The 8,174-nt window shown below is 39.1% G+C and carries 6 protein-coding genes and 1 rRNA gene; all 7 read left to right on the top strand.

Features of this window, described 5'->3' with window-relative positions; genetic code table 11:
• Positions 1-77, top strand: a 5S ribosomal RNA gene (gene rrf, locus ACRX5O_RS21300); the annotation flags it as partial.
• A 682-nt stretch (positions 78-759) separates the two neighbouring features.
• Entirely contained in the window at positions 760-1,221 is a 462-nt protein-coding gene (locus ACRX5O_RS21295) for a CtsR family transcriptional regulator (protein WP_119706241.1), read from the top strand.
• A gap of 52 nt (positions 1,222-1,273) precedes the next feature.
• Positions 1,274-1,828 (top strand): protein-arginine kinase activator protein McsA, encoded by a 555-nt coding sequence (gene mcsA / locus ACRX5O_RS21290; RefSeq protein ID WP_433907784.1) that lies wholly within the window; start codon positions 1,274-1,276, stop codon positions 1,826-1,828.
• 3 nt (positions 1,829-1,831) lie between these two features.
• Positions 1,832-2,896, top strand: coding sequence for a protein-arginine kinase McsB (gene mcsB, locus ACRX5O_RS21285; RefSeq protein ID WP_433907783.1), 1,065 nt, complete (start codon positions 1,832-1,834; stop codon positions 2,894-2,896).
• Between the two features lie 22 nt (positions 2,897-2,918).
• A complete protein-coding gene (gene clpC / locus ACRX5O_RS21280) occupies positions 2,919-5,354 on the top strand; it encodes an ATP-dependent protease ATP-binding subunit ClpC (protein WP_433907782.1) in 2,436 nt (811 codons plus the stop codon).
• 140 nt (positions 5,355-5,494) lie between these two features.
• A complete protein-coding gene (gene radA, locus ACRX5O_RS21275) occupies positions 5,495-6,871 on the top strand; it encodes a DNA repair protein RadA (protein WP_433907781.1) in 1,377 nt (458 codons plus the stop codon).
• Positions 6,872-7,067: 196 nt separating this feature from the next.
• Complete coding sequence (locus tag ACRX5O_RS21270; RefSeq protein ID WP_433907780.1) at positions 7,068-8,159, top strand: PIN/TRAM domain-containing protein; 1,092 nt, start codon at positions 7,068-7,070, stop codon at positions 8,157-8,159.
• Positions 8,160-8,174 lie beyond the last annotated feature (15 nt).

The following is an 8,174-nucleotide window of genomic DNA, read 5'->3' as shown; positions in this document are numbered from 1 at the left end:
CCGAACACGGAAGTTAAGCTTTTCAGCGCCGATGGTAGTTGAGGGTTTCCCTCTGTGAGAGTAGGACGTCGCTAGGCAAAGAAAAAAAGCACCTGAGTGGGTGCTTTTTTTGTTATGTATATTTTTTATTGTTAAGTAATCACTTTTATGACTTCAAGTACCATTTATTCCACACAAACACGTCATAAACTACTTTTTTATGACGTGCAGTACCACTTTATCCTCGCATATAAGTTATAAACCAACTTTTATAACCTATCAGCTACACAAATCCCACAGCAACGAGTCATAAATTTGCTTTTATGATCTACAGCAGCCCTTTTTCCTTCGTCTACGTGTCATAAACCAACTATTAGGTCTACAGCGCTTCTCCTCTCCTTCTAGCCCTTGGATCAGAAGAATGATGTTTTACTTTTTTCTTTCGAATGGCCAAATAGAAGGTCTCTATCTGCCCGTGAGCGACACTTTTCCCCCCGAATGGTCAAATAGAGGAGCCCTCACTGCCAGTAAGCAACAAGTTTCCCCTCATACGGTCAAATAGAATAGATAAAAAATACCCCACAAACGCTCTGTTCCTCAGTGATCCTGTCTTAAATTTAATTAATTCTCTATTTTATAGAATTATATTTATGAATTCCTTCCTAGTTTGAGAGTGAGAAATTTGGGGAAAAATTTATAAGGTGTTGTTCATTGCATGAAACTACGTTCATCATGTATAATTAATGTCAAATATAGTCAAAGTCAGAGAGGGGGGGTATGGTGAGGAATATCTCCGATATCATTGAACAGTACTTAAAGGAAGTACTCGAGATGAGTGAAAGAGAGCTCGTTGAAATTAAGCGTAGTGAAATAGCTGATAAGTTTCAGTGTGTACCATCACAAATCAACTACGTAATAAACACACGATTTACCATTGAAAAAGGGTATGTTGTAGAAAGTAAACGAGGTGGTGGTGGATATATTCGAATTATGAAGGTTCAATCACACGATAACGCTCACCTTATTGACCAGCTGCTAACTGTGATCTCTTCTAGAGTGTCACAAAGTAGTGCAGAGCACGTGATTTTCAGACTAGTTGAGGAAGATGTGATCTCAACGAGAGAAGCAAAAATTATGCTCAGTGTCATTGATCGCTCCGTCCTGTATATTGACTTACCATATCGTGATGAACTTCGTTCGAGAATGCTAAAGGCTATGTTAACAACATTAAAATATAAGTAAGAAGAATCTACGCCTTTAGAAAAGAGTAAAGCCATTTATTGAGGTGAGTAACATGATTTGTCAGGAGTGTAATGAAAGGCCAGCTACACTTCATTTTACAAAGATTAATAATGGTAAAAAAACTGAGTTTCACTTATGTGAGGTTTGTGCTCAAGAAAAAGGTGAGCACTTTGTAGTCACTAATACGTCAGGGTTCTCCATTAATAATCTATTGGCTGGGCTATTAAACTTCGATCATAACTACCAGCTTGCTCAACAAAAAGCTTCACTTTATGAGCAACAACAAGTATTGCAATGTGAAAGCTGTTCGATGACATATAAGCAATTCATTCAAGTCGGGCGGTTTGGATGTGCACATTGCTATGAGACGTTTAGGGATCAGCTTCAACCGATACTACGACGGCTCCATAGTGGAAACTCCACACATAATGGGAAGATACCTAAGCGAATAGGTGGAAACATTCACTACAAAAAGAAAGTTGAAGAACTAAAGGTTGATTTAAAGTCTGCAATAGAAAACGAAGAGTTTGAACAAGCTGCAATTGTAAGGGATGAAATTAGAGAAATTGAAAAGCTGTTACGCAGTGAAAGTGAAGGAGAGGATTAGTACATGTCTCTTGAAAAATTTATTAATCAAGCCATAAGCTCATGGATGAGTGCAGAAGGGCCTGATTCAGACATTGTTCTAAGTTCTCGAATTCGGCTCGCGCGGAATATAAATGAGTATAAGTTCCCAACCCTCTTCTCTAATGAGGAAGCACAAGAGGTTATTCAGACAATGGAGAAGGCATTATTAAATCATACCATTCCTAACTTAAGTCAATTAGAGCTCCTAAGAATGGAAGAACTTCAGCCAATACAAAAACGAGTATTAATGGAGAAGCATCTAATCAGCCCTCATCTAGTTGAAAACTCTGCTCTAGGTGCCTGTCTTTTATCCGAAAATGAAGAAGTTTGCATTATGGTTAACGAAGAAGATCATATCCGAATTCAATGCTTATATCCTGGATTCCAGGTGAGCGAGGCATTAACACTGGCTGATCGCATCGATGATGAATTAGAAGAGCATATCAATTATGCATTCGATGAAAAGGTAGGATACTTAACGAGCTGTCCAACGAATGTAGGGACAGGGATGCGGGCTTCTGTTATGATGCATCTACCAGGTTTGACATTAACGCAACAAATGAATCGTATTATTCCAGCCATCAATCAACTTGGTCTCGTCGTTAGAGGAATGTATGGAGAGGGTAGTGAGGCGTTAGGCAACATCTTTCAAATATCTAATCAGATCACGTTAGGTAAATCTGAAGAGGATATTGTTGAGGACTTAAAGGGAGTTGTCAGCCAACTAATTGCCCAGGAAAGATCTGCTCGTGGGGCATTAGCAAAAACTTCTAACATACAATTAGAAGATAGAGTTTTTCGTTCCCTAGGTGTTCTAACACATAGTAGAATCATTGAAACAAAGGAAGCAGCCAACTGCTTATCTGATGTAAGATTAGGGATTGATATGGGTTATATTGAAAACATATCAAAAAATATTTTGAATGAATTAATGATATTAACACAGCCAGGATTTCTCCAGCAATATGCGGGAGGACCACTAAGACCCAACGAGCGTGATATTCGTCGCGCCTCTTTAATAAGGGAAAGAATAAAAATGGAAAATTAACCTTAGTTAGGAGGATGTTCACATGATGTTTGGACGTTTTACAGAGAGAGCTCAAAAGGTACTTGCACTAGCGCAGGAGGAAGCTATTCGTTTAGGTCATAATAATATTGGAACAGAGCATATTTTACTTGGGTTAGTAAGAGAAGGCGAAGGTATCGCAGCAAAAGCATTATATGCTTTAGGATTAGGATCAGAGAAAATACAAAAAGAAGTTGAAAATCTGATTGGTCGCGGGCAAGATGCTTCTCAGACGATTCACTATACACCGCGAGCAAAAAAGGTGATTGAACTTTCTATGGATGAAGCAAGAAAGCTTGGTCATTCATATGTAGGAACAGAGCATATTTTGCTTGGTCTTATTCGTGAAGGTGAAGGAGTAGCAGCAAGGGTATTAAACAATTTAGGAGTCAGCTTAAACAAAGCAAGACAGCAGGTGCTTCAACTCTTAGGTAGCAGTGAGTCAAGCAATCATCAAGGTGGTACAGCAGCAAGCGCTAATACACCTACCTTAGATAGCTTAGCACGAGATTTAACCGCTATTGCAAGAGAAGGAAGTCTTGATCCGGTTATTGGTAGAGCTAAGGAAATTCAGCGTGTGATCGAGGTATTAAGCCGACGAACGAAAAATAACCCCGTGTTAATTGGGGAGCCTGGAGTAGGGAAAACAGCTATTGCTGAAGGTTTAGCCCAACAAATTGTAAACAATGAGGTTCCTGAAACATTAAGAGATAAGCGTGTTATGACGCTTGATATGGGTACAGTTGTAGCAGGTACAAAGTATCGAGGTGAGTTTGAAGACCGTTTAAAGAAAGTAATGGATGAAATCCGACAAGCAGGAAATATCATCTTATTCATAGATGAGCTTCATACACTTATCGGTGCGGGTGGAGCAGAGGGTGCGATTGATGCTTCAAATATCTTAAAGCCTTCTTTAGCTCGTGGGGAGCTTCAATGTATTGGGGCAACAACCCTCGATGAATACCGTAAATATATTGAAAAGGATGCAGCTCTAGAAAGACGTTTCCAGCCAATCATGGTAGATGAACCGACAGCGGATGAATCTGTTCAAATCTTAAAAGGATTGAGAGATCGTTACGAAGCACATCATAGAGTATCCATTACGGATGAAGCTATTGAGGCAGCTGTAAAATTGTCTGATCGTTATATTTCGGATCGTTTCCTTCCTGATAAGGCAATTGATTTAATTGATGAAGCAGGTTCAAAGGTAAGACTTCGTTCTTACACGACTCCTCCAAACTTAAAGGAGCTTGAAGCAAAGCTTGAAGAGGTTCGTAAGGAAAAGGATGCTGCTGTTCAAAGCCAAGAATTTGAAAAGGCTGCATCATTACGAGATTCAGAGCAAAGACTTCGTGAACAACTAGAAGAGACAAAGAAAACATGGAAAGAGAAGCAAGGAAAAGAGAACTCAGAGGTTACTGTCGAGGATATTGCTACGGTTGTAGCAAGTTGGACTGGAATTCCTGTATCACGCCTGGCACAAACAGAGACAGATAAGCTATTAAAGCTTGAAGAAATTCTTCATTCTCGTTTAATCGGTCAAGAAGAAGCTGTAAAGGCAATCTCAAAGGCTGTCCGCCGTGCGCGTGCTGGTTTGAAAGATCCAAAGCGCCCTATCGGCTCGTTTATTTTCCTTGGTCCAACAGGTGTTGGTAAAACGGAGCTTGCACGTGCATTAGCAGAAGCCATGTTTGGTGATGAGGACGCAATGATTCGTGTTGATATGTCGGAGTATATGGAAAAACATTCGACTTCCAGACTAGTAGGTTCTCCTCCAGGTTATGTAGGATACGATGAAGGTGGACAATTGACAGAAAAGGTAAGAAGAAAGCCTTACTCTGTTATTTTATTAGATGAAATTGAAAAGGCGCATCCAGATGTATTTAATATTTTGCTTCAAGTACTTGAAGATGGTCGTCTAACTGACTCCAAAGGAAGAAGTGTTGATTTCCGTAATACAGTTGTTATTATGACTTCTAACGTTGGAGCAGAAGCGTTAAAGCGTAATAAGTATGTTGGCTTTAACATTCAAGATGGAGAACAGGACTTTAAAGATATGAAGGGGAAGGTAATGGAGGAGCTGAAAAAGGCATTCCGTCCAGAGTTCCTAAACCGTATCGATGAGATTATTGTTTTCCATTCGTTAGAGAAAAAGCACTTAAAACAGATTGTAACATTAATGTCTGATCAGCTAATTAAGCGATTAAATGAACAGGATATTACGTTAGAGCTAACAGAAGCTGCAAAAGAGAAGATTTCTGAGGAAGGGTATGACCCTGAATACGGTGCTCGACCTTTAAGAAGAGCGATTCAAAAGCATATTGAAGACCGTCTATCAGAAGAGTTATTAAGAGGAACGGTTCTAACCGGACAAAAGGTTGTCATTGATTTTGTGGATGGTGATTTTGCTGTAAGGGCAGGAGAACCCATTCATAAATAATCGTAAAAAATAGGGAGCACACGTAAGAGATTACGTGTGCCTTCTATTTTCTGTTGGGAAATACTTATCACTGCAATGAATTTACAACATGTCTTATAATAAGAGAGTATGGCAAGGAAGGTGTAAAGGGGGATATAAGTTTGGCAAAAGTAAAAACAAAATTTATGTGTAATGATTGCGGCTATGAATCTCCCAAATGGATGGGGAAATGCCCTGGATGTGGACAATGGAATACGATGGTGGAAGAAATAGAAAAAAAGGTGTCTAATCACCGCGCAACCTTTGCTCATTCAGTAGGTGCAACAACCATGTCTAAAGCAACACCAATTACCTCTATTGAAACGATTACAGAGCCCCGTATACAAACGGATTTGGTCGAGTTAAATCGTGTGTTAGGTGGAGGAATCGTTAAGGGCTCCCTTGTGTTAATAGGCGGTGATCCCGGAATTGGAAAATCCACCTTGCTATTACAGGTTTCCTCTCAACTTGCAAAAAAGCAACATTCCGTTCTTTATATTTCAGGGGAAGAATCAATGAGACAAACGAAGCTAAGAGCAGATCGACTAGGAGTAGCATCAGAAAACTTACTCGTCTATTCTGAAACAGACCTGGAAGAGATCAGTCGAACGATTGAGAAGGAAAACCCGAGTTTCGTGATTGTTGATTCTATCCAAACCATTTTCCATCCTCAAGTAACCTCAGCACCAGGAAGTGTCTCTCAAGTAAGAGAGTGTACAGCTGAGCTTATGAGAATAGGTAAGACAAAGGGCATTGCTATTTTTATCGTAGGCCATGTGACAAAAGAAGGCTCGATTGCAGGTCCTAGACTTCTCGAACATATGGTCGATACCGTTCTATATTTTGAAGGGGAGCGCCACCATACGTATCGGATCGTCAGAGCGGTAAAAAACCGTTTTGGTTCCACAAATGAAATGGGAATTTTTGAAATGAAGGAATTTGGATTGGAAGAGGTTCATAATCCATCTGAGATATTCCTTGAGGAGCGATCTCAAGGTGCTGCAGGATCGACAGTAGTTGCTTCGATGGAAGGCACTCGACCGGTTTTAGTAGAGATACAAGCACTTATCTCACCGACTAGTTTCGGAAATCCTAGGAGAATGGCTACAGGCATTGATCATAACAGAGTGTCACTGTTAATGGCTGTGTTGGAGAAACGAGTTGGTTTGCTACTCCAAAACCAGGATGCCTACTTAAAGGTTGCTGGTGGAGTGAAGCTGGATGAACCAGCTATTGATTTAGCTGTAGCTATTAGCATTGCTTCAAGCTTCCGGGATAAGCCAACAAGACCAACGGATTGTATTATTGGTGAAGTAGGTTTGACAGGAGAGATAAGAAGGGTATCAAGAATAGAGCAGCGTGTTCAAGAAGCTGCCAAGCTAGGGTTTGAACGAGTCATTATCCCTGCCAATAACATAGGTGGATGGTCAGCCCCAAAAGGGATTCAGTTGATTGGAGTTTCTACTGTAGCGGATGCACTAAAAGCGACATTTGAATAAGTGAAAGATAAAGGGTAAAAAATTGACACCAATATTTGCTAGGTGCTACCCTTAGTAATAATAAGCATGTGAAATCACCCGCAATTATACTAATATAACAAAGAGATTACAGGATAATGACAAACAATAATTTTCTATGTAATATTACGTTTCAATTTATGGAAATTGTTTATAATGTATAAAAGGAGGTGAAGGAATGTTAAAGCGTATTGTTCAAGCCTGTTTCTTAATTACAGGTGGTACTTTAGGGATCTTTTTAATCTCTGATCTATTAACACTTATATCATTAGACGACATTCCTCTGATAAATAATCATTATGTTACCGCTATTTTAGGTGCTATTATTTTTTATCTTATTACTTTTTGGGCGGTCGATTACGTCGTCAATTTCGTGAAATGGGTAGAAGAATCTCTTGTAAAAGTACCTATAACAGATATTATCTTTGGTAGCGTAGGATTAGTATTTGGATTAATTATTGCCTTTTTAGTTGGTTATGCTTTAACGGGTATTGAAGTACCTATTTTAAATACGGTAGCTCCCGTACTACTGACACTTCTATTTGGTTATTTAGGTTTCCAGGTTGGTTTTAAAAAGAGAGACGAGTTATTATCCCTTTTTACAAAATCAAAAAAGAAGTCTAGTGATGAAGAATTAGATGCTGAGAATACAACTGCCAAAAATGAATTAAAAATATTAGATACGAGTGTTATTATTGATGGACGTATTGCTGATATCTGCCAAACAGGATTTTTAGATGGAACCATTGTCATTCCACAATTTGTCCTTGAAGAATTGCAGCATATTGCTGATTCCTCTGATGTATTAAAGCGAAACCGTGGTAGAAGAGGTCTTGATATTTTAAATCGAATTCAAAAAGAACTAGCCATGAATGTAGAGATATATGAAGGCGACTTTGAGGATGTACAAGAGGTAGATTCAAAACTTGTTAAGCTTGCAAAGCTAACAAGCGGAGTAGTCGTAACCAATGACTTTAATCTAAATAAAGTGTGTGAACTTCAGAAGGTTGCTGTATTAAACATTAATGACTTAGCAAATGCCGTTAAGCCAGTTGTATTGCCTGGAGAAGAAATGAATGTCCAAGTTATAAAAGATGGCAAGGAGCATAACCAAGGCATTGCTTATCTCGATGATGGCACGATGATTGTTGTTGAAGATGGTAGAGATTATATTGGGAAGCAGCTTGATGTATTGGTAACAAGTGTACTGCAAACATCAGCTGGTCGAATGATTTTTGCTAAACCGAAATTACTAGAAAAAGCATTATAGAAATAGTTAGGGGAT

The organism is Robertmurraya mesotrionivorans (assembly GCF_050971805.1).
Taxonomy (GTDB): domain Bacteria; phylum Bacillota; class Bacilli; order Bacillales; family Cytobacillaceae; genus Robertmurraya_A.
Note: the sequence above shows the minus strand (reverse complement) of the source record. Positions and strands in the feature narration are given on the sequence as shown.